We start from the raw sequence: 25,423 nt of genomic DNA on the forward strand, positions 1-25,423 counted from the left end.
ATGAACGTATTGTAGATGGCGTCTTGTTCGATAACTTACGGTTCGGGGATGAACGCGTGGAAGGAAACGGCCACCGAGCTCTTGATATAAACGGTTATGTCCGCAATATCGTATTCGTCAAGAAATAAACAGACAATGTAAATGAGGGGAAGAAGGACAATGGGCAATACGGGAAAAATTTTGATTTATACAAAAGACCAGGGGGCTGCTTTGGGCGATCTATTCGGCATTTTTTTCGAGGATATCAATCATGCCGCGGATGGTGGTCTATACGCCGAGATGGTTCGAAACCGTTCTTTCGAATTCGATCCGATTGACCGGCATGATTATGATGGCTTAACCGCGTGGGAGAAGGTAGAGCTTGGAGAAGGGAAAAGCAGCATACAAGTGGAGCAGGAGCACCCTATTCATCCACGCAACCCTCATTACGTTGCGGTTGAGATCATAGAGGCTGGAGAAGGAGTAGGCATCAAAAATCTGGGCTTCAATTCGGGATTGCCATATCGCGAAGGCGAAACGTATACGTTCTCCATGTACGCCAGGCGGAGCGCAAGCTTCGATGAGCCTGTAGCCGTAAGGCTGGAAGGGATTGACGGTACGGTATACGGCGAAGCGAAGGTAATGGTTACATCGGAGTGGACGAAATACGAGGTTGTCGTTGCTTCATCGGCTACCGACTTCAGCGGCAGGTTGGCAGTTGTGACTAAGGGAAATGGCACCCTATATTTGGACATGATCTCGCTCTTCCCGACCAAGACGTTTCGGAACAGACCGGGGGGACTGCGAGACGACATCGCGACAATGTTGGCCGATCTGAAGCCGAAATTTATGCGTTTCCCTGGCGGTTGCCTTATTCATGACGGCTCGTTAAACGCCGGGGACCGCGACTCCATGTACAGATGGAAAAACACGATCGGGCCTGTCGAACAAAGACCGCCGCGCAAGAACAACTGGCGATATCATCAGACGCTGGGGCTCGGTTATTTCGAGTATTTTCAATTTTGCGAAGATATTGGAGCAAAGCCCATTCCAATTTTGCCTGCGGGCTCTGATCCGCATAGCCAACGCTATGTTCCGATTGATGAGCTGGGACCATGGATTGACGATGCACTCGATCTGATCGAATTCGCGAACGGCGACGCTTCGACCGAGTGGGGCAGCTTGCGCGCGCTGCTCGGGCATCCAGAGCCTTTCAACCTGGAGTATATCGGTATTGGCAATGAAGAGATCGGGGAGCAGTTCTTCGAGCGGTATACTTATTTCCATCAGGCGATTAAAGCGAAATATCCCGACATTCAGATTATCAATTCAAGTGGGCCGTTCGCTGCCGGGGGCGAATATGAACGCGGATGGCGTTCCGCGCGGGACAACGGCTCGGATTTCGTGGACGAACATTATTATCAATCTCCGGACTGGTTGCTGGCTCATTATCACCGATATGATTCATTCAGCGCCGACGATCCTAAGGTGTTCCTCGGGGAATACGCTTCATGGGGCAATACATACTACAACGCGCTTGCGGAAGCCGCGTTTATGACCGGACTCGAGAAGAATGCTCATGCCGTCGGATTGGCGTGTTATGCGCCGCTTCTTTGCAACATCGATTATGTGAACTGGAAACCGGATTTGATTTGGTTCAATAATCATCAAGTTTTCGGTACGGCCAACTATTATGTGCAGCAAATGTTCATGCACCATCAAGGAGACCATTTGCTGCGCATGGTTACCGACGGGTTCGCAGTTCCGGCCCAGCCTGCCGGCAATAAAGAACGAATTGAAGGCAAGCTGCTCGTGGGGGCGAATCTCAATGAAGTTGTTTACCGCGATATTCGCTTGATTAACCACGAGACTGGTGAAGTGAGGACGCTGACGGACAAGGTCGAAATAGGCGAGACGGAAGAAGATCGACGCCACCGTTCCGAATTTGGCCGCAATGCGGTAGTTGGCGAAACTGGCTTGAAGAGCTATTCGCTGAGCATGAAGGCGATAAGGAAAAATGGTTCGAGAGGATTTATCATGTTTTTCGGGTTTCAGGATGAAGCCAATTATGTGGTGTGGGAAGCGGGCAGCCACTCCAATCAGGAATCGATGGTTCATGCCGGCTCGAAAGGGTACAGAGGTTGTCTGACGCAAAGCCTGTTCTCGCCGGAGACTGGCGTGGAATATCACCTGGAAGTGCGAGTAGATGGACGGAGGATACGCACCTATGTCGACGGCGCTTTGATCAATGATACGGAACACATTGCACCAGTCATTGAACCCCTATACTGTTCTGCCAGTATTGAAGAGGCAACCGGAGATGTGATTGTCAAAGCCGTGAACGTACATGATGTCGACGTTCAAGCGCAGCTCCAATTTGCCGACTTGCATTCGGACAGCCTTTTGATCGATGTATATGATATGTCTGGTTACGGTCTGGATGAGATGAACAGCTTGGAGGCGCCGGCAAAAATTGTACCCAAGTATAAGAGGATGCAAACGTCAGGCAATCAAGTAAGCTACGAGTTCCCTAAGCATTCAGTTACTGTGTTCCGCGTTAGGAAAGGATGATCGCTCTTCATTTTTCGATAGAATCCACTTAGGATTTCGATTGAATAACAATTCTGAGAATGATGCTGTTCAGTACGGCATCATTCTCATGATGTGAGACTACAACCCGGGTAATGGACAACTGGTGAAAGATATGAAAACAACTGACATGATGGTTAGTCAAGTGATTCGAAGTATTATTATTTTGTAGAAGAAGCCAACATATAAACATTTCGGTAAATTGTCTCTACATTTTTGGTTATAAGAACCATTGATAGGGGGTGATTTTTATGATTGGAACTGTAAGCGTTTTCTTAATTGTAATGGTTTAGGGGAAGAGAGTAATTTGAAGAAATTTTAAAATTGGAGGAACGAAATGAAAATCGTAAATGTTATTATGCAATCGCGCAGGCTGATAGCCCTGATTCTATCCCTGATCATGCTGTTCTCTCTTGCATTGCCTGTGCAAGGCGAAGAATCCGCAGGTTCAGGCGTAACGGTTACGGAATCAACTTACGAGCAGACTGTCACGGAGTCAACTTACGAAAGTACCCCGAAGCCGATCGTTTACGAGTTTGAAGGGAACGCCAATAGCTCTGACGGATCGGTTAACGGTACGGTCACCGGCACTCCCGCATACGTGGACGGGGTAGTCGGGCAAGCCATCCAGCTGAATGGAACATCCTCTTACGTGACGCTGCCGGCTGAGCATCCGATGTCAGACTATGAAGCCATTACAATATCTACATGGGTGAAATGGAATGGAGGAAGCAACTGGCAGAGGATTTTTGACTTCGGCAAAGGCACAAGCAATTATATGTTCCTGACACCGAAAAGAGGGACACTTATGCGGTTCGCCATTATAAACGGCGGCTCCGAGAAAGTTTTGGATACGGCACAGCTCCCAGTAGGACAGTGGACTCATGTGGCCCTGACGCTGGGCGGTGGAGAAGCTACACTTTATGTAAACGGGGAAGCAAAAGCAACGAATAGCAATGTTGCGATTAAGCCAAGTGATTTTGCGCCGAATTTGAACTATATCGGGAAAAGCCAGTTCGCTAGTGATCCGTTGTTTAACGGCTTGATTGATGAATTCAGTATCTACGACTATGCCTTAAGCGCGGCCGAGATTGAGAGGGTATATAAGGGGACCCAGTTTAACTCCGTGCTTCATCAAGCCGCCAATATGATTGTGGCCGGACAGCAATACTACTCGGATGAAACTTGGGCTATACTGCTGGAAACAAACAGTCGCGCACTGGCGTTGAAAGCAGATCGGGAAGCGACTCAAGATCAGATTGACGCCATGGCAGCAGAATTGCTTGCAGCGATTCAGGGTCTCGCCGAGCCCTTGCCGACCTTCGTCAACAACACGGGTACAGAGCTTATTCATCCTGCCGTCAGTGTAGCGCCAGCGGATCTGTTTCGCATACGGGAGCATATCCGCAACAAAGAACAGCCGTGGTACGGTTATTTCGAAAATTTTGCGGCCAGTTCGTTCGCGTCCAAATCGTACGGGATTAGAATCGATAAAAATCCGTCCGCCGGTTTTGACGCGCTTGAGGCGAACTACACCTATGACAGCTATAGCACCAGCCTCTTTAATGGGGCAATGACGCAGGATGCCCTTGCAGCGTACTATCAGGCGATCATGTATTTCATGACAGGGGATCCCGACTATCGGGAAAAAGCGATGCGGATCGTCCTGCTGTGGGGCAGCCTGGATCCGTCCAAAGCGAAGTATGTGACGGATGCGCATATTCATCAGGGACGACCCATGTACTATATGAATGCGGCCGCGGAATTGCTGCGTTATACGAGTACAGGACACGAAGAGCTGAAATGGAAGGATGAGTATTCACAAAAATATAGCGATAACTTTCAGAAACCGGCGCTAAGTCTCTGGATGGAGCGAAATACCAACTGGATGAATCAACACCAAACTTCTGTCATGGCAACATTATCCTCCTATGTTTTCATGGATAGCAAGGCGGATTACGAGCGTGTGTTAGAGTGGGCGACAATAAACGCCAGCACTCCATCTGGGCACGCATACCATAACGGTGCGATAGCCAACGCCATGTTTGAATACTCCACGGACAGCAAAGGGAATGTGCTGGACGAGCCTGTCGTGGCGGTCAAAGAAATGGTAAGGGATCAACCGCATTCGTTCGATAACGTGATGAACTTGTCCATTCTGGCTCAAATCATTTCGGCACAAGGCACTTCACTCGACCCGGTCAACGGGACAGCTACTGTGGCCAGTGATGGAGTGGACGTCTATTCCTTCTTGAACGACCGGCTTATCAAAGGCGTCAATACCTATTATAAATACAACCTGGGATACGCTATTCCATTCAATGACGGCTTGAATAATTCGGTTAGCGCAGACAGACGGGGACGCCTCGGCGCCAGCGAGGACTACTACTACATCTATAAATATGGCAAGGGCTATACGGATAACAATCCCGACTTTAAGTATGTAGCAGAAGCGATGAATAAGTATTGGGAAATTTATGGTTTGAGAACCAGCGATTTGTGGCTCTATATTCCTGATGGCGCTTTAGGCACACCCGTACCTGCTGTTATTGCCCATGAGAATGGGAGCACGGTTCCGTACCAGTTTGAAACACATTTTACCCCGTTAGACAGCGGCATTACGAGAACAAACGATTCGATCCTCATCGAGGCCGAAGAAGCCGGCTCCCTATTCGCTGTTCCTAGTGTGGGCATCTGGCGTAATGGTGACTTGGCGTTCCGAATCAAGAGCAATGCGATTACGACGCTGAAGTTCCATGGCGATATTGGCAAAGAGCCGTTCGCCACGGTTAACCTGCCCGATACCGGAGGGGAATGGAAGTATGTGATCGTCAACTTGGCAAGTGTGCCTAGCACCGCTTTCCAAGCAGACTCCATGATCTATTTCAATGTATACGGCAAGACGGGGGAATATGTCGAGTTTGATCATCTATTGCTCAACAGCACAACGGTGAAAGCCCCTCTCTTCAAGGGAGCCGTAAACGAGCTGCAACTGGACTCTTATACGTCGGCGCGGCTGCAATATGATTTGTCCAATTCCGCAAGCAATGCAGGACAAACCATAACATACAGCATAGTCGAAGATAACACCGAATTTGTTAGCCATGCAAATATGACCGTAGATAGCAACGGCATACTGTCGGGGAACATTCCGGCATCCATCCCAATGGGTGATTATTCATTCTATGTGTCGGCATCTAATGGCACAGCCATGAATATTTTGGCGGTCACCGTCTCGGTCACAGGCAGCTATAGTGAAGCGATTAAAAATGTAATCCAAGCTTATGATCCTGCTCAAGTGTATGAAACAGCTAGCTATACCGTATTCCGGACGAAGTATGAAGCTGCGCTGACTCTTGTCGAATCCGGCGACGCGGCTGCCATGAATCAGGCATTGCTTGATTTGAAGGTAGCTGTTAGCGGGTTGCGCCTGTTAAATCCGTTGATAGCGGATGGAGCCCTTGATTTAACGGGGATCGCAGTCGGGGCGCCGGACAGCCCCAATGTCAATCCGGCATTTTTAGTAGACTATGGTGGCGCAGGTATTCCCATCAGATGGATAGTTGACGAGAAGCAGTTTACATTGGATTTCGGTGAGAATTTTAAGGTAAAGCCCAGCAAGTTCCTGATGTTGCCCGACTTTGGCTTCCCGGCACGGTCAGAGGGAGCAATCATTTTGGCATCCAATGACTATACGAACTGGGTGCGAATCTCCGACGATATGTCGGAATATACCACAGATTGGTTCACTTATACGGTAAAAGACGAGTACAAAAATACCGGATTCCGTTATTTTAGAATGAAGGATCTTACCGCCGGCGTATTAAACAAGGATGATTATACGGAGGACCAACCGTTCTATATCTCTGATCTCCATATTTTTGGCGAACGCTTTGAAACGGGCAATGTGGTGAAAGATATAAGCTTGAAACTGGAAGCTGTTTCGCCTGTCCAGGATACGCTCGATATTCCGCCTAGTGCCGTCATAGGCGATAAGGTGATTCTCACATTCAAAGCAGATGAACAGATCGGCAATATTCGGGCGACCATTCAGGGTGAGGCGGTTGGCGTGACAAATAACGGGGATGGTTCCTATACCGCTGAGTATGTTGTTCATGCCGGATCGAAGTCAGGCTATGCTGAGCTTTCCATTGATTATACCTTTGCAGACGGTACACCAGCCTATACTGTCTACAGCTACCCGGAGAAATACATTACGAATGTGAATAACGCACAAGTGTCCCAGAAAGTGTTGATTTCCAATACTTCCAATGAGATTAATGTGAGAGCTGAAGCACAATTAAGCGGTTCAAGCAATACGTTGGAAGCGACTGAAGCTACTTACTTGTTCGATGGCAAAATATCAACCTTCGCCGACGTAAGATATAATGGTAACGCTTACGGTTACTACGACATTGATTTCGGCACGAGCAACAGTAACAAGCTGATGCAGCTTGACCGAATCGAAATTTTGAACCGTAGCGGCTTTCCTGGCAGGGCAGCAGCTGTGAGTGTAAGTGCTTCTGATGATGGAGTAAACTGGCGAATAATTTCCGAAACATCGAAGGGCTATAGCTATGATATCTGGCAGCCGATTAAAGTGAAGGATCAATTTAAGGATTACGCCTTCCGATATTTCCGCATTTATGGAGGAGCCTGGTATGGAAATATATCGGAACTGCGTATGTTTGGGAAAGTCGGCGAGGATCTGAAGCGCTACGATCCTACGTATACGATCACGACATCGTCGAGTGATCCCGCGGCAGGAACGACCTTGGTTTATGTCAATTCGAACGGCCTTCCTCCTGCTCCAGCACCGACAGGAAATGAGGGAACCTCGCTGACGGTGCATGGCGATCAAACGTCCGTTACCGTGGTGGCGAAGCCGGCTGAAGGCTATGAATTCGTCAAATGGGTGGAGCCGACGATTACCTATGGGATGACGGCAGATTATTTATGGTCGGAATACCCCGTGTTCAACCTGACAACCTATTCAGGCGGTTATTTGGGCGGCGGAAAAACGTACAATGTAGTCAGAGACTGGCATTTGAAGGCGGTGTTCAGAAATATCTCAGCTCCTGCTGATGCAACTTTCGTTGCAGACGTTACGGACCCGACCAACGGCGACGTCACCTTAACGATCAGCTATCCGAATGACACTGCGGTGAAGGAATACAAAGTAGGCGACAGTGGCGAATGGATCGCGTACGGTGGTCCGGTGGTTATGTCCGAAAACGTTACGGTGTTTGCACGGGGAACGAATGCTGTGGGCAATGTTTCGAATGTCAGCAGCTATGCGGTCGGCAATATCGACAAGATCTCTCCAACGGCAACCGTGGCTTACAATGGACCGTCCACGATAGATCATACTGTGATAGCAACGATTACGCCAAGCGAGCCGGTATCCATTACAAACAATGGCAGTTCAGAAAGTTATACGTTCATTAGGAATGGCAGCTTCACATTCGAGTTTGTTGATGCGGCCGGAAACCAAGGATCAGTTGCCGCGACAGTAAACAATATCCCTGCAAAGAGCACAGGTGTACCAGGCAAACCAGTTCTGTCCGACGACAATGGGGATGATACAGGTCAGCAGGACGGCAATTACAATATTATTATGAATATGTGGTACGGAAATAATGGCAGGATCTACAAGCTTTACGAGAATGACGTATTAATCGATACCAAAATTTTAAAGGATGACTCCCCGAGCGCTCAGAAAGCGATAACTTCCATTGCAAATAAGCTGAATGGGACCTATGCCTATCGCGTGGAGCTGACCAACGCGTATGGGACAACAACAAGCAGTACGCACACGGTAAACGTAACGCATGCAGCGCCGGCCAAACCGGTATTATCTGTAAATAACTGGGACGGCGACGGGGATTTCAATGTCAGCATGAATATGTGGTGGGGCACCAATGGTACAACGTACAATTTGTTCGAAAATGGCGTTCTCATCCATACGCAAGAGTTGACGAGCAATACACCGTCTGCCCAATCGGCAGTAACCGCTATTACGGATCGGACGATTGGCATATATGAATATCGCGCGGAACTCATCAACTATGCTGGTGCAATCTCCAGCGATACGATGACTGTTACTGTGACCAAGTAAGGTTTCGGTCCGGTCATTCAGGCAACAATGGTCAATTAGGATATTATTAATAATCGTACTAGTTTCGGGAGGAAGGCCTTAATGCCTTCCTCCTTTAATAAATCGGGGGCGGAATTGCAATATTTTCATGGAAAAAGAATAAAAGGAGGGTAATAAAATAATGAGTAGAAAGCGTTTTCGACAATTTGTTTCCTGCATTCTTTGCGCTATGTTGGTCGTTTCGGGCGTTATCTTCGTTGGCGGCCAGACAGCGAAAGCGGCTATTTCGCCGCTTATTACTTCTTACAAGCCTCAGGTCGTAAATACCGATGTCAATGCTTCTTATATTGATTCTTCCGGGAACACGATATCGGCAATCATCCACCATCCGGGCATTGCAATGAGACAGGCAGATTTGGACAATATGCGCGATCATGTAAGAGCGGGCGACGAGCCTTGGAACACGGCATTTAATACCTTTTCCAGCAAACCCCAATCCAGCGAAAATCCAAGAATTTATTATGAATCCGGGTATGATTTATTCGTCAATATTCCGGGTCCATGGGCCTTTACGGACGCAAACGGTGTATATCGGTCCAATCCCAGCGATTATGTAGGTACTCGGGCCAATACAGATTCCGAAACCGCTTTCATACAGGCGATTATGTGGTATGTTACCGGTAATGAAACGTATCGCTCGAATGCCATGACGATCATCAGAAATTACGCAGCAATACAGTCTGTTGTTAAACATACGAACTTCCGTTTTGCAACGTCGACTTATTTGCTTGCGGCAGCGGCAGAAATTTTGCGCTATTCCGATACGCCGACGCAGAGTCTGAAATGGTCGGATACCGATACTCAAAATTTCACAAATATGATGGAGCTTCTTAGAAACACTTATGATCAACCTGAGGATCCTAATCAAGCCCATAATTTCTTCATGAATCAGCATCAGTTTGCCATCATGGGGATGATTGCGCGAGCTATCTTCAACAATGACCTGCAGCTTTATGCGGAGGCCGTGGAAGCAACGACAGTTAACTCAGCAGGTAACCCGGGAGGAAGAAACGGTTCGATCAAGCATCAGATGCGTTGGATGACGGCAAATGAAATAACAGGAGAACCGTTGGCTCCATTGGATTACCACGTGCAGTTAATGGAAATGGGGCGCGATGCGGGACATACTTATGGCAATGTGGGTGGACTGTCTACATTGGTGAAAACCATCGATGCCCAAGGTACGAAAGTTGACCCGATGAATGGAACGATTTCTACTGCTTCGAATGCGGTCAATGTATTCAATTTCCTAGATGATCGGTTATTGGCAGGAGTGACATACACTCTGAAGTATCATCTTGGTCATGATGTTTTATGGACCCCTGCGTACTCGGACGGATACACAGCCGGAGCCGCATATTATGACAAGATCAACCCGGACGGCAGGGGCAGAATCGATCCTTACTTAAGTGTTTTATATAACTATTATAAATATATTGAACAAAGGGATATGACCCAAGAAAAATATAAATACCTGGCCTATGCCTATGAAACGGGAATGCCGGAAGTTGCAGCAAAGGATTATCCGCTTGCTACTTTGTTGTACACACCTGATGCAGCACAAACTGTCGGCTTGAGCAACCAGATCACTTTAGGCTCAATATCGGGCTTGACGGCAACGGCAGCAGGCCCGGCTACGATCAACTTAAGTTGGACGGCTGTACCGGGAGCACTAGGATATAACTTATATAGATCAATAACAGCAGATGGAACTTATACAAAGATTAATAGTGCACCAATTACAGCAGCCTCTTATAGCAATACCGGGTTAGAATCGAATACGATTTACTATTATCAGGTAAGCGTAGCCGGGGGATCGACGTCAGCTGTCGTATCCGCGGCAACGGGAGGAACCGGAGTTCCGGTTTTGGATGCAAGCAGTTATACCATTATGCTGAATGATACGCATACGACGGCATTAACGGTCATGGATTTTGATAGGAGCGTTCAGGATCTTACAGCTCAGGCGAGTTATTCTTCATCTAACCCGGTCGTGGCAACAGTGAATGCAGGAGGCGTAGTTACGGGTTTAAGTTTAGGTACAGCTACGATTACAGCTGCCTACAATGGACAGACTTACAATGCCGCCGTAAAAGTAGTCATGGATACCAACTTAAATACCTGGTATAAATTTGACGAAACGAGCGGTACTACAGCCGCGGACTCGTCCGGCTACGGAAATAACGGAACGGTTATTGGCGGAAGCAATGCAACCTGGGCGGCAGGCAAATACGGTAATGCGATTAACTTTGGAGGAACGAATACGACTGCAGCTTATGTAGCATTGCCAAGCCATATTGTAGATCGTTTGAATAATATGACATTTTCAGCCTGGGTGAAGTCCAGCAATACGGCCGATGCAATCAGCTTATTTACGGCAGGGCCGGCAGCTGCCGCGACGCCAACGAAATATATGATGATGATGCTTAATGGAAGCCGATTTACGATTACCGCTAATGGTAATACGGCGGAACAGAATATTTCACCGGGCGGTAATGTAACCGCTAACACATGGAAGCATATTGCAGTAACGTTATCCGGCAGCATCGGAATTCTGTATATAGACGGAGTTCAGGCAGCAACCAATACAGGCATGACGTTTAAACCTTCCGATTTGTCGCCAACTACCAGCGGAAACTTTATCGGAAAATCGGAATGGACAGGAGATAAATATTTGAAAGGGCAGGTTGACGATTTCCGAATCTATAACCGTGTTTTAAGCTCGTCTGAAATTGCTGGCGTAATGAATGGGCAAACATTGGCAACCGTGCCGGCAACGCCAACAGGGGCAACGGCGATAACAGCGGGTTACAGTTCAATCAACTTAAGTTGGTCAGCCGTATCGGGTGTAACCGATTATCATGTCTACATGTCTACTTCTTCAGCAGTGAATGCGATATATACAAAATTAAATTCGGATGCGATTAGCGGAACAACATTTGCCGTCCGCGGATTAAAGGCGAATACAACCTACTATTTTAAAATCACGGCAGTCAATGCGGTAGGAGCATCAGGTATTTCATCTATTGCTTCAGCAGCAACCCCAAATAGTATGCCTGATTCCAGTCTGTTCACCTGGTATAAATTTGACGAAACGAGCGGTACTACAGCCGCGGACTCGTCCGGCTACGGAAATAACGGAACGATTATTGGCGGAAGCAATGCAACCTGGGCGGCAGGCAAATACGGTAATGCGATTAACTTTGGAGGAACGAATACGACTGCAGCTTATGTAGCATTGCCAAGCCATATTGTAGATAGTTTGAATAATATGACATTTTCAGCCTGGGTGAAGTCCAGCAATACGACCGATGCGATCAGCTTATTTACGGCAGGGCCGGCAGTTGCCGCGACGCCAACGAAATATATGATGATGATGCTTAATGGAAGCCGATTTACGATTACTGCTAATGGTAATACGGCGGAACAGAATATTTCGCAAGGCAGCAATTTAACTTCGAATACATGGAAGCATGTAGCGGTAACTTTATCAGGTAGTACCGGTATTCTCTATATAGACGGAGTTCAGGTAGCCACAAATACGGGTATGACGTTTAAGCCTTCCGATCTGGCACCGACGACCAGTGGAAACTTTATTGGAAAATCGGAATGGGCAGGAGATAAATATTTGAAGGGGCAGATTGATGACTTCAGAATCTACAACCGCGTTATTAGCGCATCAGAAGTTATGAGTGTAATGAATGGGGGAACTTTGGCAGTGCCGACAATGCCGACAGGCGCATCAGCCAGCGGCGGGCCATATACAACCATTGCTACAGATGTAATTGGAACAAGCTATACTGATTCAGGCCTGACGGCCGGCGCCGCGTATTAATACGTTGTAAGCGGGTGAGATTGCTACCATGGCTCTATAATTTTGAGAGCTGTGAAAATTTGTGGTAAGCTAAAGACCGCTCTTATGGAGGAGCGGTCTTTATTTACAAGGAGATACAATTGTTATCATACACTGTTACGGTGGTAAGGGGATCAGACTATGAAAACTTCCCGCATGTTTCGAAAAAGTATTCAGAGCAAGTTTTTTATTGCTTTCTTACTCGTAATGATCATTCCAACTACTGCTCTTAGCGTGAGCTCCTACTTCTTGTCCGTGAAAATTGTGAAAGAAAAGGTCAGTCAATCCTTTCAAGAAAACTTATTGTATATTGGGAATTCAACAGAAAAGGAGCTAGCAGGCATTGAAAAAATTACGGAGTTGATCTACATCAACGAGGATATCCAGCATGCCATAACGGCCGATAACAGCAACAATATTGAGTTCTACATGAATTTGAAAAGAGTCGATCAAGTTTTTGACAATATATCGTTTTACTCGAACTATTACTCCTATATTACTTCCCTCTTTGTATTCGGAAAAAATGGCAGTCAGTTTACTTATGGCAATGATGCCTATACCATTAACACCGACGAGATTCAAACCTCAGCATGGTATAAAACCATGCTTGAATTAAACGGAAAAGTCCTTTGGCTAGGCGTTCACGACAATGACAATGACTTCAGAAGAAATCAGGTGTTTTCAATTGCCAGAGTCATTAACGATACGAATCACAATAACATCGGAGCTATCTATTTGAATTTGAGTACGAAGGTATTTACGGATATTTTAAGCAAGGCTTCGCTAAAGACGCAAAGTCAAATTTATATTGTGGACCAACGCGGAAGAATCGTATTTCCCGAACAGCAAAGCACCAAAACGTTACAATCAGAAGGAATTAGCCTTCCAGATCATATCAAAGAATCAGGCCTTGAAATCAAGAAGGATGGACAAACATTTCTTACTTCTTCTTATAAAATCGAGGAGTATGGTTGGAAAATCATTCAGATGGTGCCCGTTGAGGCGCTGACCAAAGATAATAAAATCATCATTAACGTAACGGCAATCGTGTTTCTAATTTCGTTTTTATTTACGGGAATCCTCTGGTACCTAGTTTCAAGAAATATCGTGCTTCCCATCAAACATTTGATTTCTACGATGAAAGAACTGAGGGGCTCTAATCTTGATGTGAAAGTTAATGTAACGAGTACAGATGAAATCGGCCTGTTAAGCGTAACTTATAATTACATGATCCAGCGGATTAACGCGTTATTCAATCAGGTCGTTGAGGAAGAAAAGCAAAAAAGGAACGCCGAAATCAAAGCACTTCAAGGACAGATTAATCCTCATTTTCTTTATAACACGCTGAACACGATTCGCTGGATGGCGATTATTCAGAAAGCGGATGGAATTAAAGAGGTTGTTGATGCATTAGGCCGTTTGCTGAAAAATACGTTCAGACAGCCCACCTCGATGATTACGTTGGGTGAAGAGATCGTTATGATCAAAGACTATATATTCATTCAGCAAACGAGATATCGGGACAAGTTTCAAGTTAATTATGAGGTGGAAGAACGGTTCTATGCTGCGGAATGCGTTAAATTTATTTTGCAGCCGATTGTCGAGAATGCGATATTTCATGGGATTGAACCCAAGGAAGGGCCTGGAGTCATCACAATTAAGGTGTGTGCCGAGGATTCTCTGCTCCAGATAACGGTAGAGGATAACGGTGTTGGCATGTCGGATGAACAAATATCGGAAACGATGAAATTCCGTCATCCGAATCGGGAGAACAGCAATGGGATTGGCGTACAAAATGTTCATAATCGCATTCAAATGATATATGGCGAGAAGTTTGGTTTACACATCGAAAGCAAACCCTTATGTTATACGAAGGTTCATATCACACTCCCATTATCCTTTAACCAAAATCCGAACGATACTGAAATAAGGTGAGATTACCGATGATTAAAGTACTTATTGTTGACGATGAAGCGTTAGTTCGTATAGGCATCAAGACGATTATCCCTTGGGAAGAACTTGGGCTAGAACTTATTGGGGAAGCAGAGAACGGAAAAAAAGCATTGGAGATGGCCAGGGAGCACGTCCCTGACATTATCCTAACGGATATCAAAATGCCGATCATGACGGGCATAGAGCTGCTAAAGGCGTTGAAGCGGGAAGACCACCCGGCTAAGTTTATTATTCTTAGCGCCCATGATGATCTCGAATTCGTCAAAGAAGCGATGAAGAACGGCGCCGAGGATTACATCCTAAAACTAGAATTGGAATCCGAACAACTCATTAGCCTATTAAAGGAATTAAAGACGTTAATCTTGACATCAAGCAGCGAGCAAGTATATGTCTCAACTGCAAGGCCTGCCTATCATGCTCCTCTTCACAAAGAAAAGCTCTTTAAGGATATGCTGCTCGGCGTTGTTAAGACACAATCCGAGATCCTCCATCACTTAGAGGCAAATAGGTTAACGTTCCCGGAGGAGCAGCTGGTATGTCTCATTATTGAAGTCGATGATGCGTCCATATATTTAAAATATGGCGAATCTCCGCATCTGCTCGATTATTCCGTGTTGAATATTTTGGAGGAGGTGCTGTCCAGTTACGCATACGGGCATGTCATCAGCCTTCAACTGAAGCAGTTTATTGCCGTGTTGTCGTTGCGGCCAAAGGGGGATGCGAGGTCCTCCGAAGGCTTGGAAGAGTTAATGGCAAATTTACGGATCACGCTGCGCAAATATTTAAGCACTTCGGTCAGTATCGGGATCAGCGAAATTTATGATGGCTATGAAAGACTCCAGCAAGCTTATAGAGAAGCTAAAGAAGCTGTCCGATTTGCCTTTATTTATCCGAGAGGGACGAACATTTATTATCGCGATATTTGCTCGCTGTCTTCGCAAAAAACAGATGACTTATCAGCGGAAATGAAGAGCCTTGAAAAGGCGTTCATTGACGGAGAAATGGATGATATCCAGCAAGCGTTGGAACGGTTAACCGAGGGGATCAGTCGTAACCATAAACTGACGAAAGAACTTCTGATGGGGATCAGCTTCACCATCTTTTATTTATTCCAGAGCTTTGTTGAAAATTATCAGCTCAGCGAGAAGGGAATCCTCACCAAGGATATGTACGATCGCATAAGCACAATGAGCATGAAAGTTGATTTTATCGAGTGGATCAATCAATTAAAGGATCGGATGACCCGGCAACTGATGGAGAACTATGAAAGCTTGAGAGTCTACTTAACGAAGCAATTTATCAATAAACACTATAAAGGTGAGCTGTCTCTGGAAAAAGTAGCGGACTATTTGCAGCTTTCTCCTGCCTATTTGAGCAATTTGTTTAAGAAAGAAACGGGACAAAATTTTATCGATTACGTAACCGAAGTCAAAATTGGCCGCGCAAAATTTTTGCTCAAGACAACGGATATGAAAATTGCTGAAATCGCAAGAGAAGTTGGTTATGGGGATGAATACTATTTCAGCAAAGTGTTCAAAAAGAATGTAGGAGAGTCCCCCTTAAAATATCGATAACGATCTGAAATGTACTTAATGGGATGACGACAATCTCAAAAAAGTACATTTTTTCTTTAAATAAGACAAATTCGCGCAGCAGAGCAATAGCGATATAGAAAAATAGGATAAAAAGATAAAAGATATTGCATGGGAAAGACCGGTGGAGAATTCTATACTTTAATCAGAAAGACGATGAAATTATCGAAGGGGGCTAATACGATGAAAATTACAAAAAAAGCAGTGTTATCGTTGCTGTTGCTTGGGTTCGCAGGAACTTCCCTTGCAGGCTGTAGCGGAACGAGTGACTCGCCTAACGAGTCGGCCGCAGAATCGAATGGGGGCGCGAATCCGGTCACGATCAAGTGGTATGTGACATCCGGAACAAGCAATCAGCCGACGACCAAGCAGATTCTGGCTGATTACAAAGCCGAATCCGGGGTGACGGTGGCGCTGCAAGTGGTTCCTGGTGACGGAGAGGCCATCTACAAAAAAATCGACGTGGATCTTTCGGCAGGCGGCGACGTGGACCTGATTACAATTCAAAATCCGATTGTACATGCGAAATATGCTACCAATGATTGGCTTCTGCCGCTAAATGATATTTATAAAGAAGAGGGCTACGATTACGAGGCGGAGTTTGGCAAGAATTTGACCAAATTTAATGGGGATACCGTTTATACGCTTCCGGACGGCGTAGTATCTTGGGTTGTATTCTACAACAAAAAAATATTCGACGATGCGAATGTCCCTTATCCAAAAGGCGAATGGACTTGGGATGAATATATCGAAACCGCGAAGAAGTTAACCAATGCCAGCAAAGGGATCTACGGATCGTCCATGCCCGACTATGACAGCATTTTATACCTGTTAGCCCAGCAGAGGGGCATAAACGGTTATAAGGCGGACGGGTCCTCCAACTATGATGATCCGGCTTTCAAAGAAGCGTTGCAATGGTATGGGGATTTAGGTAATACGCTGAAAATTCAGCCGAGCTGGCTAGAAATCAAGTCCAAAAAAATACCGTATGACACGTTCATGACTGGTAAATACGGCATGCAGTTTATCGGCTCCTGGTTTTCTTTCGCCCCACAGGATTTGAAATCCTATCCGCGGGATTGGAAGGTAGGCGTTACTCAGATTCCAATTGATCCGCAGGGCAAAAATAGCATCGGATCGTCCGGAGGCATTGCGGTAAACAAAGCATCGAAGCATCCGAAGGAAGCGGCGGATTTCGTAAAATGGTTTGCCAAAAATAATTATAAGTATTCCGGCGGGATGACCGCGCAAGTGAATCTGAGTGATGAGGAAGCGAACAAGATTTTTACCGATATGGCTTCCAAATACCCGGCTTCGGACGGTATTACGTCAGAGGAACTTAAAGCGGCTTTATTAACACCTAACCTTGGAATTGTACCTGAGAAAATTACGGGAACCATTCCGACCGAATATGGAAATATCATTCTGCAAGAAGGCGAATTGTATCTGGTTGGTCAAAAGTCGCTGGATGATACGATCAATGCGATCAAGACCCGTGCGGATGAAGCGATAAAAAAACAAAGCACAGTTAACTAACGAATGGTCCTTGCAAGCAAATAAAAGGTCACTTATGCGGATAAGTGACCTTTGAATTAGGAGTGAGAAGCATGTCCATACCACGGCAAATCGATGCTGACTTAAGCATAGAAAAAAAAGACAAAAGAAGACGCTTGAGTTTGGATAAACAAGAGGCGAGGGCTGCTTTCGTCTTTGTGCTGCCTTTCTTTATCGGATTCGTTATTTTCGGATTAGCGCCCTTTTTTTATGCGCTTTATATCAGCTTTATGGATTTCAATTCGTTCAAATCGTTGGATTCCTTGAAATGGACCGGTTTATCCAACTATAAGGCAATCTTTCATGATTCCGTTGCCTTATCCTCGTATTTCAAAAGCTTTTATTATACGGTGATTTACGTCCCATTGTTGACGGCGGCCGGTTTTACAGCAGCCGTCATGTTGAATAAAACGTTTCATTGGAAGGCTTTTTCAAGATCCTTATTCCTGATGCCGTATGTCGCCAACATCGTTGCCATTTCAATCGTGTTCACGATGCTGTTCGATCCCTTTGGCGGAATCGTCAATACGGTGCTTATGAAGATGGGCGTGGAAAATCCGCCTTTATGGTTCGCAGGCAGCGGTACCGCTATTCTAACTACTGCGCTGGTCGCGGTATGGGCCAATTTTCCGTTTCAAATGATCGTATATCTAGCTGCGCTTCAAGGCGTTCCAAGCGATTTGTACGAAGCGGCAGAAATTGATGGAGCCTCCAGATGGCAGCGGCTGACCCGAATTACGCTTCCACTGGTATCACCGACTACTTTCTTCTTGGTCATTACGGCGACCATCGGGTCGTTCCAGAACTTTACGATCTTTAATGCGCTTACTAGAGGAGGACCGGGTATTGCTTCCCGAGTCAGTTCGCTAAATATTTACGAAGAGGCATTTTCTCTCAATCACTACAGTTATTCGGCGGCGCAAGCCATTGTCTTGTTTGTAATCATTCTGCTGATTTCGGCTATTCAATGGGGAGGACAGAAAAAATGGGTGCATTATTAGCAAGAAAGAACCTGTCCACAACACTGTACTCTATCCTTATGTTTATCATCGCGCTTACTATGATTTCTCCATTTATTTTTATGATCTCCGCTTCGTTGAAAACGACCGCGGATGCTTTCGATGATCCGCTTGCCCATATTATTCCGAAAACGATCTATTGGGAAAACTATAAGACGTTGTTTTCATCGCCTGATTATTTCATTTGGATCGGCAATTCGTTTAAGGTAGTTGTCCTTTCGATCTTGCTGCGCGGGTTCATGGTCACGATGGCTGCCTATGCATTTGCCAGATTGAATTTTAAGGGGAAAAGCTTGCTGCTATTCTTTTCGATGTCTACGCTTGCGATTCCGTCCGATACGACTGTTGTAGCCCGTTATTTAATGTATAAATACCTGCATATGCTGGACACCCATTGGGCGATTATTATTCCGGCGATTTTCGATGTGTTCTTCTTATTCCTGCTGCGGCAATTTTTCATGGGAATTCCAAAAGAAATTACAGAAGCGGCCATTATGGATGGATGTTCGCATTATCGCGTGTACTTCCGCATCATCCTTCCATTGGCGGTACCCGCATTGCTGACCATGGTGATCTTCTCCTTCGTCTTCATTTGGAACGATTTTGCAGGTCCCTATATCTTCATTTCCAGTCAAGAGAAGCAGTTGGTGACCGTTGGCATTCAGTATTTTTCGTCTATAGCCGGAGCAAATTATTCCCTCCAGATGGCTGGTGCTTCGATCGTCGTTCTTTTGCCAATTATTTTATTCACCTTTGCTCAGAAATATTTTGTGCAAGGGATCGCTTCCAGCGGTGTGAAAGGTTAGGTATCACGCGGATGGAATTGCATCGTTTTGGAGCCACATTTTCTACGATTGGGAAGACATTGCTGTAAAGAAATATACGCCGGACATTCCAGCTACGACCAATGGCGGAGCATATGGATATTGTGCCTAGGATACCTATCTTTGTCGTTGGAAATCTAATGATCAGGTTTGGAGGGTTAACTTTGCAGGCTTATTTGTTTGTACATTTCAAAGAAAAGAGAACGCCGGATGGCGAGCAGGTTTACTTCGGTGTGAGCAAGAATGGTTTTGACTGGGAGCAAGTGAATGACGGGAACCCCGTACTGTGGAGTTATTACGGTGACAAGGGTGTCAGGGATTTTACGATTACTCGTACGAAGACAGGCAAATTTGTTATTTTGGCCACCGATTTGAGTTTGTCCTACGGCATGCTGAATCAATATAACCATTCATGGACGGAAGCTGCACGGAACGGGAGCAAATGTTTGTCGTTCTGGGGGTCTGACGATCTGGTCAATTGGTCGGAGCAGAAGATGATCAAACTCGGAGATGAGAATTTCGGCTGTTTATGGGCACCAGATATTATCTATGACAAGAAGCTCGACGACTACGTTATTCACTGGTCTTCGACTCATAGCAGCAATGATTTTGGATTAAAGGGAATCTATTATTCCCGGACCAAAGATTTTGAGCAGTTCAGCAAAGCGCAATTGCTGTATCAGAAAGAAGACAGCGGCGTCATCGACTCTGCGATGTATGAGGAAGACGAACGTTATTATATGTTCTTAAAGAGCGAACAAAATCCCGGCAAAATCATTCTCATGGAGTCGGAGGAGATTACCGGTCCTTTCAAGAGAGTTGAGGCGTTTGATCAAAGTATGGAGGTCGTCGAGGCCGGTCTTTATGAGGCTCCAACGGCGGTCCAATTGGAGGATGGAAGATGGTGTCTGTTCCTAGACTTCTATGGCTGCTCAGCTGAAGAGCAAGGTTATGTGCCCTTCATAGCGGGGCGTCTGGCCAGCGGGAAATTCATTCGTTCGGACACATCCTTCACGTTCCCTTATGGCTACAAGCACGGTGCAATTCTCACCATCACGATGGAAGAATATGAAAGATTAAAAGCTTATACGAAGAAACCATCCGAATACTAGGCAATATCTAATGTGAAATGAGGGGATAGAGAGACCATGAGCAAGCAAGGAACGATTTCAGTTGTAACGAAAGAGTGGGGAGCTGCATTGGGGGATATGTTTGGCATATTCTTCGAGGATATCAATCATGCTGCGGATGGCGGGTTGTATGCCGAGATGATTCGCAACCGTTCGTTCGAATTCGATCCGATTGACCGGAGTGATTACCATGGTTTAACGGCTTGGGACAAGGTTGAGCTTGGCGAAGGGAAGAGCAGCATCGTTGTGGAACAGACTGATCCCATCCATCCGCGCAATACGCACTACGTTGCAGTGGAAATCATAGCACCGGGAGAAGGAGTAGGTATTAAAAACCTGGGCTTCAATTCGGGACTGCCGTATCGCGAAAGTGAAACATACTTATTCTCCATGTACGCCCGGCGGAGCACAAGCTTCGACGAGCCAATCGTTGTAACGTTGGAAGGCATCGACGGTTCGGTTTACGGAAAAGCGGAGATGTTGGTCACATCAGAATGGGCGAAATACGAGGTTGTTCTTGCGTGTTCGGCTACCGACTTTTGCGGCCGGCTTGCAGTTGTGACCCGAGGCACTGGCACTTTGTTTTTGGATATGATTTCGCTATTCCCGACCAAGACGTTTCGTGGCAGACCTGGTGGACTACGCGAGGACGTCGCGGAGATGCTAGCAGATCTTAAACCGAAATTCATGCGTTTCCCGGGTGGATGTCTTATTCATGACGGCTCATTAAACGCAGAAGATCGCAATGCCATGTACCGATGGAAAAACACGATCGGACCTGTCGAGCAGAGGCCGCCGCGCAGAAACAACTGGCATTATCATCAGACGCTGGGTCTTGGTTATCTCGAGTATTTTCAACTTTGCGAGGACATTGGCGCCAAGCCGATCCCGATCTTGCCGGCGGGGTATGACCCTCATCACCAACGTATCGTTCCGATTGACGAGTTGGGACCATGGATTGATGATGCACTTGATTTGATTGAATTCGCGAGTGGCGACGCTGCAACGGAATGGGGGAGCGTACGCGCACAGCTTGGACATTCGGAGCCTTTCCAGCTCGAGTATATCGGCATTGGCAATGAAGAGGTCGGGGAGCCGTTCTTCGAACGATATGCTTATTTTCATCAGGCGATTAAAGCGAAATATCCCGACATCAAGATCATTAATTCAAGCGGACCGTTCGCGGCCGGCGGCGAATACGAACGAGGATGGCAATCCGCACGGGACAATCGGTCGGACTACGTGGACGAGCATTATTATATGTCACCGGACTGGATGCTGGCTCATTATCACCGTTATGATTCCTTCAAAGCCGATGATCCGAAAGTGTTTCTAGGCGAATACGCTTCTTGGGGCAATACGTACTATAACGCATTAGTGGAAGCGGCCTTCATGATCGGACTTGAAAGGAATGCTCATGCCGTTGGTTTGGCTTGTTATGCGCCGCTCCTCTGTAACGCTGATTATGTGAATTGGAAGCCGGACATGATCTGGTTTAACAATCATCAGGTGTTCGGCACGGCAAATTATTATGTCCAGCAGCTCTTTATGCACCATCAAGGCGACCACTTGTTGCGTATTGAATCGGAAGGGTTTGCCACCCCGGTACAGCCTGCACGAAACGCAGATCGTCTGGAAGGCAAACTGCTCGTTGGGGCTAACCTCAATGCGTGTGAATATCGCGATATACGCATCATTAATCTCGAGACAGGCGAAGAACGGCTGCTTGTAGACCAGATTGAAATTAGCGATTCGGAAGAAGATCGGATTCATACCACTCAGCTTGGCCGCAAAATGGTCGTGGGCGAAACGAACTGGACGCACTATTCGTTCCGGACGAAAGCGACGAAGACAGAGGGCGTCCGAGGATTCATTTTGTATTTTGGTCATCTGGATGAAGCGAATTTTGCAATGTGGGAGGTCGGAAGCTTCCACAATCAGGAATCGATGATTCATGCCATGTCGAGCGGGATGAGATCGTGTCTGACGCAAAACCTGCTCCAGATCGAGCTTAATGTGGAATATGAGCTGGAAGTGCGGGTGGAAGGCCGGAAGATCCGTACCTTTATTGACGGCACTTTGATCAGCGAGACGGAACATCTCGTGCCTGTTATTGAGCCGTTATACTGCTCAGCCAGCATGGAAGAGACAACCGGCGACGTGATCGTCAAAGTCGTAAACGTACAGGATGTCCACGTTCCGGCGCAGCTCCAACTCACCGACGCGCATACGGACAAACTAACAATTGAAATCTATGAATTGTCGGGTCACGCGCTGGATGCCGTGAACAGCTTTGAAGCGCCGGATAACATAAAACCACAACATAGGAGCATGCAAACATCAACAAATCAAGTCAATTATGAATTCACAAAACATTCGTGTACGGTTTTCCGGATCAGAAGAGGATAACCTGATCGCCTGAGTAGGCATTCATAATTAAACGGGAGGCAAACCATGTCACGAGTTCAAGGTATTCAAGCTATAATGGCAGGCGACTATCCGGATCCATCCATTGTGAGAGTTGGTCTGGATTACTACATGACACATTCTTCATTCCACTATACCCCAGGGCTGCTCGTATGGCATTCCCGTAATTTGATCGACTGGAAGCCGATCGGTCACGCGATCAAGGAGCATGTGGGCGGATCGATTATGGCGCCGGATTTGATCTACCATGAGGGATGTTATTACATCTATTTCCCAGCCGGCAGAACCAATTGGGTCGTAACCGCAGACAACCCTGCAGGCCCATGGAGCCAACCGGTAGACTTGAAGGTCGGCTATATCGACCCGGGACACATGGTAGACGAAGAAGGGAGTCGTTACCTGTTCTTGTCCGAAGGTTACCGAATTCGATTGTCAGTAGACGGCTTATCCACTGTGGGAGAGTTAGAGCAGATATACGAAGGCTGGAGATATCCGAAGGAATGGCTGACGGAAGGATTTTATCTGGAGTCTCCTAAGCTTAACTTTAAGGATGGCTATTACTATATGACCAGTGCTCAAGGTGGGACAGCCGGACCTGCGACCAGTCATATGATCGTCTCCGCCCGCGCCAAGTCGCTGGACGGACCTTGGGAGAACTCGCCTTACAATCCGATCGTGCGCACAAAAAACCGCAGCGAAACATGGTGGTCCAAGGGACACGGGACGCTGGTGGATACCCCTGAAGGGGATTGGTTTGTCGTCTATCACGCATATGAAAAAGACTATTATACGCTCGGCAGACAGACGCTGATCGAACCGATTCGATGGACAGCCGACGGCTGGTTCACTGCGGTTGATCCTGAAGGTGAAGCTGCTGCTGAGACCGATTCTGTTGCAACTGCAGAGCTTTCGGATGGCGCTTTGACGCTGGAAGATTCCGGGCGATTGGGACTTCAATGGCATTTCTTCGGCGGGGAACGTCTTCGCGATTACACGATCGAAGATAACCAGCTGGTGTTGAAGGCAGCCTCGAAGGAAAGTGCCGAACCGCTCTTGTGCATTCCGGTTCACCATGCTTATACAGCGGAGGTTACCGTAACGGTGGAAGGCGAATCGGAGGGCACGCTTGGCCTCTACTACAAACCGGGATTTCATTGCGGGATCGGCTTTAACGGCAAGGAGCCGTTTGCGTTCCGGAATCGATACAAGAGCGAACGCACGGTATTGTCCCAAGGCTCCGTAACGCTCCGAATCGTCAACGATCACCACGAGGTTAGCTTATATTATCGTCACTCGATCGGACCATGGACCAAATTGGATCACGGTTTCGAAATGTCGGGCTTTCATCACAATGTACTGGGCGACTTCTTAAGTCTTCGCATCGCGCTTGGCGCAACGGGCGAAGGTACGGTCACCTTTAGTGATTTTGTCTATCGGGCTGGCGTATCGATGACTTTGTGGAGCGTGACACAGAGAGGATGAATCGCATGAAGGCACCTTTATTCCGCGATCCGATCTACGACGGCGCGGCTGACCCAGTCGTCATATAGAACCGGTAGGCGCAAGAATGGTGGTTGATCTACTCGAATCGCCGAGCGACGGCCGAGGGGGGAGAAGTTCGCCTGGGTGCACGGCACCGACCTTGGCGTCGCGTCCTCGCGAGAGGGTTTATGGTAAAATTGTTATTTTCGATTCAGAATAATCGTCATTGAACTTATGGGGCATGATAATTCAATAAAACAGTGGCAGTCTAGGGCTTTATTTAATCGTCCATGGCTGCCTCTGTTTTTATTGCTGTGGTCAGTCTAATGCTTAATTTTTTTCAAACACCTCTTCTTTTAAAGTAAACAAGCAAGTCGATTTGAAAATGGAAATCATCATATTTTTCTGAGCTTGCCACGGTGAAATCAATAATTAACCGAGAGCCTATCTGAAATTTAATAAGTGTATATTATGCATAAATTCTGTATATTTCTAAAATGCGCTTTTTCTCAATTAAAATGAATTTTTAGCAGTGTATAGAGTATTAGTCAATCAATTTCTCAATTGAAATGAAACAGAACTCCTTATTTTAAGCGGTTTTTTAGAGGATAATTCTCAATTAAAATGAAAAATCACATGTGATGTGTGGCGTCATAATTATTGAGAATATTTCCAAAGTTGTTGAGACTGGATTTTCGGAATTACTGAGAAATGAATAATTATGTAATAGTATGCATTCCTAAGAAGTTGAATAATAAAAAATAACAAAAGAAGCCTGATCAATGCATAAAATGCACCTCAGGGCTTCTTTTATTTTTTATTTAGATGATACTGTACATAAACCACTGGGATCGAATTCCTAAT

At 46.3% G+C, this 25,423-nt stretch carries 11 protein-coding genes; all 11 read left to right on the top strand.

Annotated elements, in window-relative coordinates:
- The first annotated feature begins 159 nt into the window (after positions 1-159).
- The 11 genes from WH37_RS03910 (at position 160) to WH37_RS03960 (ending at position 24,559) form a co-directional block, all read left to right on the top strand.
- Positions 160-2,550: an alpha-L-arabinofuranosidase C-terminal domain-containing protein gene (locus WH37_RS03910; protein WP_046229256.1), complete on the top strand. Its 2,391-nt coding sequence runs from the start codon at positions 160-162 to the stop codon at positions 2,548-2,550.
- A gap of 355 nt (positions 2,551-2,905) precedes the next feature.
- Entirely contained in the window at positions 2,906-8,686 is a 5,781-nt protein-coding gene (locus WH37_RS03915) for a LamG-like jellyroll fold domain-containing protein (protein ID WP_046229257.1), read from the top strand.
- A 160-nt stretch (positions 8,687-8,846) separates the two neighbouring features.
- A complete protein-coding gene (locus WH37_RS03920) occupies positions 8,847-12,560 on the top strand; it encodes a LamG-like jellyroll fold domain-containing protein (protein WP_046229259.1) in 3,714 nt (1,237 codons plus the stop codon).
- Between the two features lie 159 nt (positions 12,561-12,719).
- Positions 12,720-14,513, top strand: coding sequence for a sensor histidine kinase (locus tag WH37_RS03925; RefSeq protein WP_046229260.1), 1,794 nt, complete (start codon positions 12,720-12,722; stop codon positions 14,511-14,513).
- A gap of 8 nt (positions 14,514-14,521) precedes the next feature.
- Positions 14,522-16,105 carry a response regulator gene (locus WH37_RS03930; RefSeq protein ID WP_046229261.1) on the top strand — a complete coding sequence of 528 codons (1,584 nt, stop codon included), beginning with the start codon at positions 14,522-14,524 and terminating at the stop codon, positions 16,103-16,105.
- 201 nt (positions 16,106-16,306) lie between these two features.
- Entirely contained in the window at positions 16,307-17,659 is a 1,353-nt protein-coding gene (locus tag WH37_RS03935; protein ID WP_046229262.1) for an ABC transporter substrate-binding protein, read from the top strand.
- Between the two features lie 71 nt (positions 17,660-17,730).
- Positions 17,731-18,678, top strand: a complete 948-nt coding sequence (locus tag WH37_RS03940; RefSeq protein ID WP_052736794.1) for a carbohydrate ABC transporter permease — start codon at positions 17,731-17,733, stop codon at positions 18,676-18,678.
- Positions 18,663-19,502 (top strand): carbohydrate ABC transporter permease, encoded by an 840-nt coding sequence (locus tag WH37_RS03945; RefSeq protein WP_046229263.1) that lies wholly within the window; start codon positions 18,663-18,665, stop codon positions 19,500-19,502. The genes WH37_RS03940 and WH37_RS03945 overlap by 16 nt, the downstream gene beginning before the upstream one ends.
- A 182-nt stretch (positions 19,503-19,684) precedes the next feature.
- Positions 19,685-20,632, top strand: a complete 948-nt coding sequence (locus WH37_RS03950; protein WP_046229264.1) for a glycoside hydrolase family 43 protein — start codon at positions 19,685-19,687, stop codon at positions 20,630-20,632.
- Positions 20,633-20,668: 36 nt separating this feature from the next.
- A complete protein-coding gene (locus tag WH37_RS03955) occupies positions 20,669-23,059 on the top strand; it encodes an alpha-L-arabinofuranosidase C-terminal domain-containing protein (protein ID WP_046229265.1) in 2,391 nt (796 codons plus the stop codon).
- A 45-nt stretch (positions 23,060-23,104) separates the two neighbouring features.
- Positions 23,105-24,559, top strand: a complete 1,455-nt coding sequence (locus WH37_RS03960) for a family 43 glycosylhydrolase (protein WP_046229266.1) — start codon at positions 23,105-23,107, stop codon at positions 24,557-24,559.
- Positions 24,560-25,423: the final 864 nt, after the last annotated feature.

The sequence above is a fragment of the Paenibacillus algorifonticola genome, from assembly GCF_000971975.1.
Lineage (GTDB): Bacteria > Bacillota > Bacilli > Paenibacillales > Paenibacillaceae > Pristimantibacillus > Pristimantibacillus algorifonticola.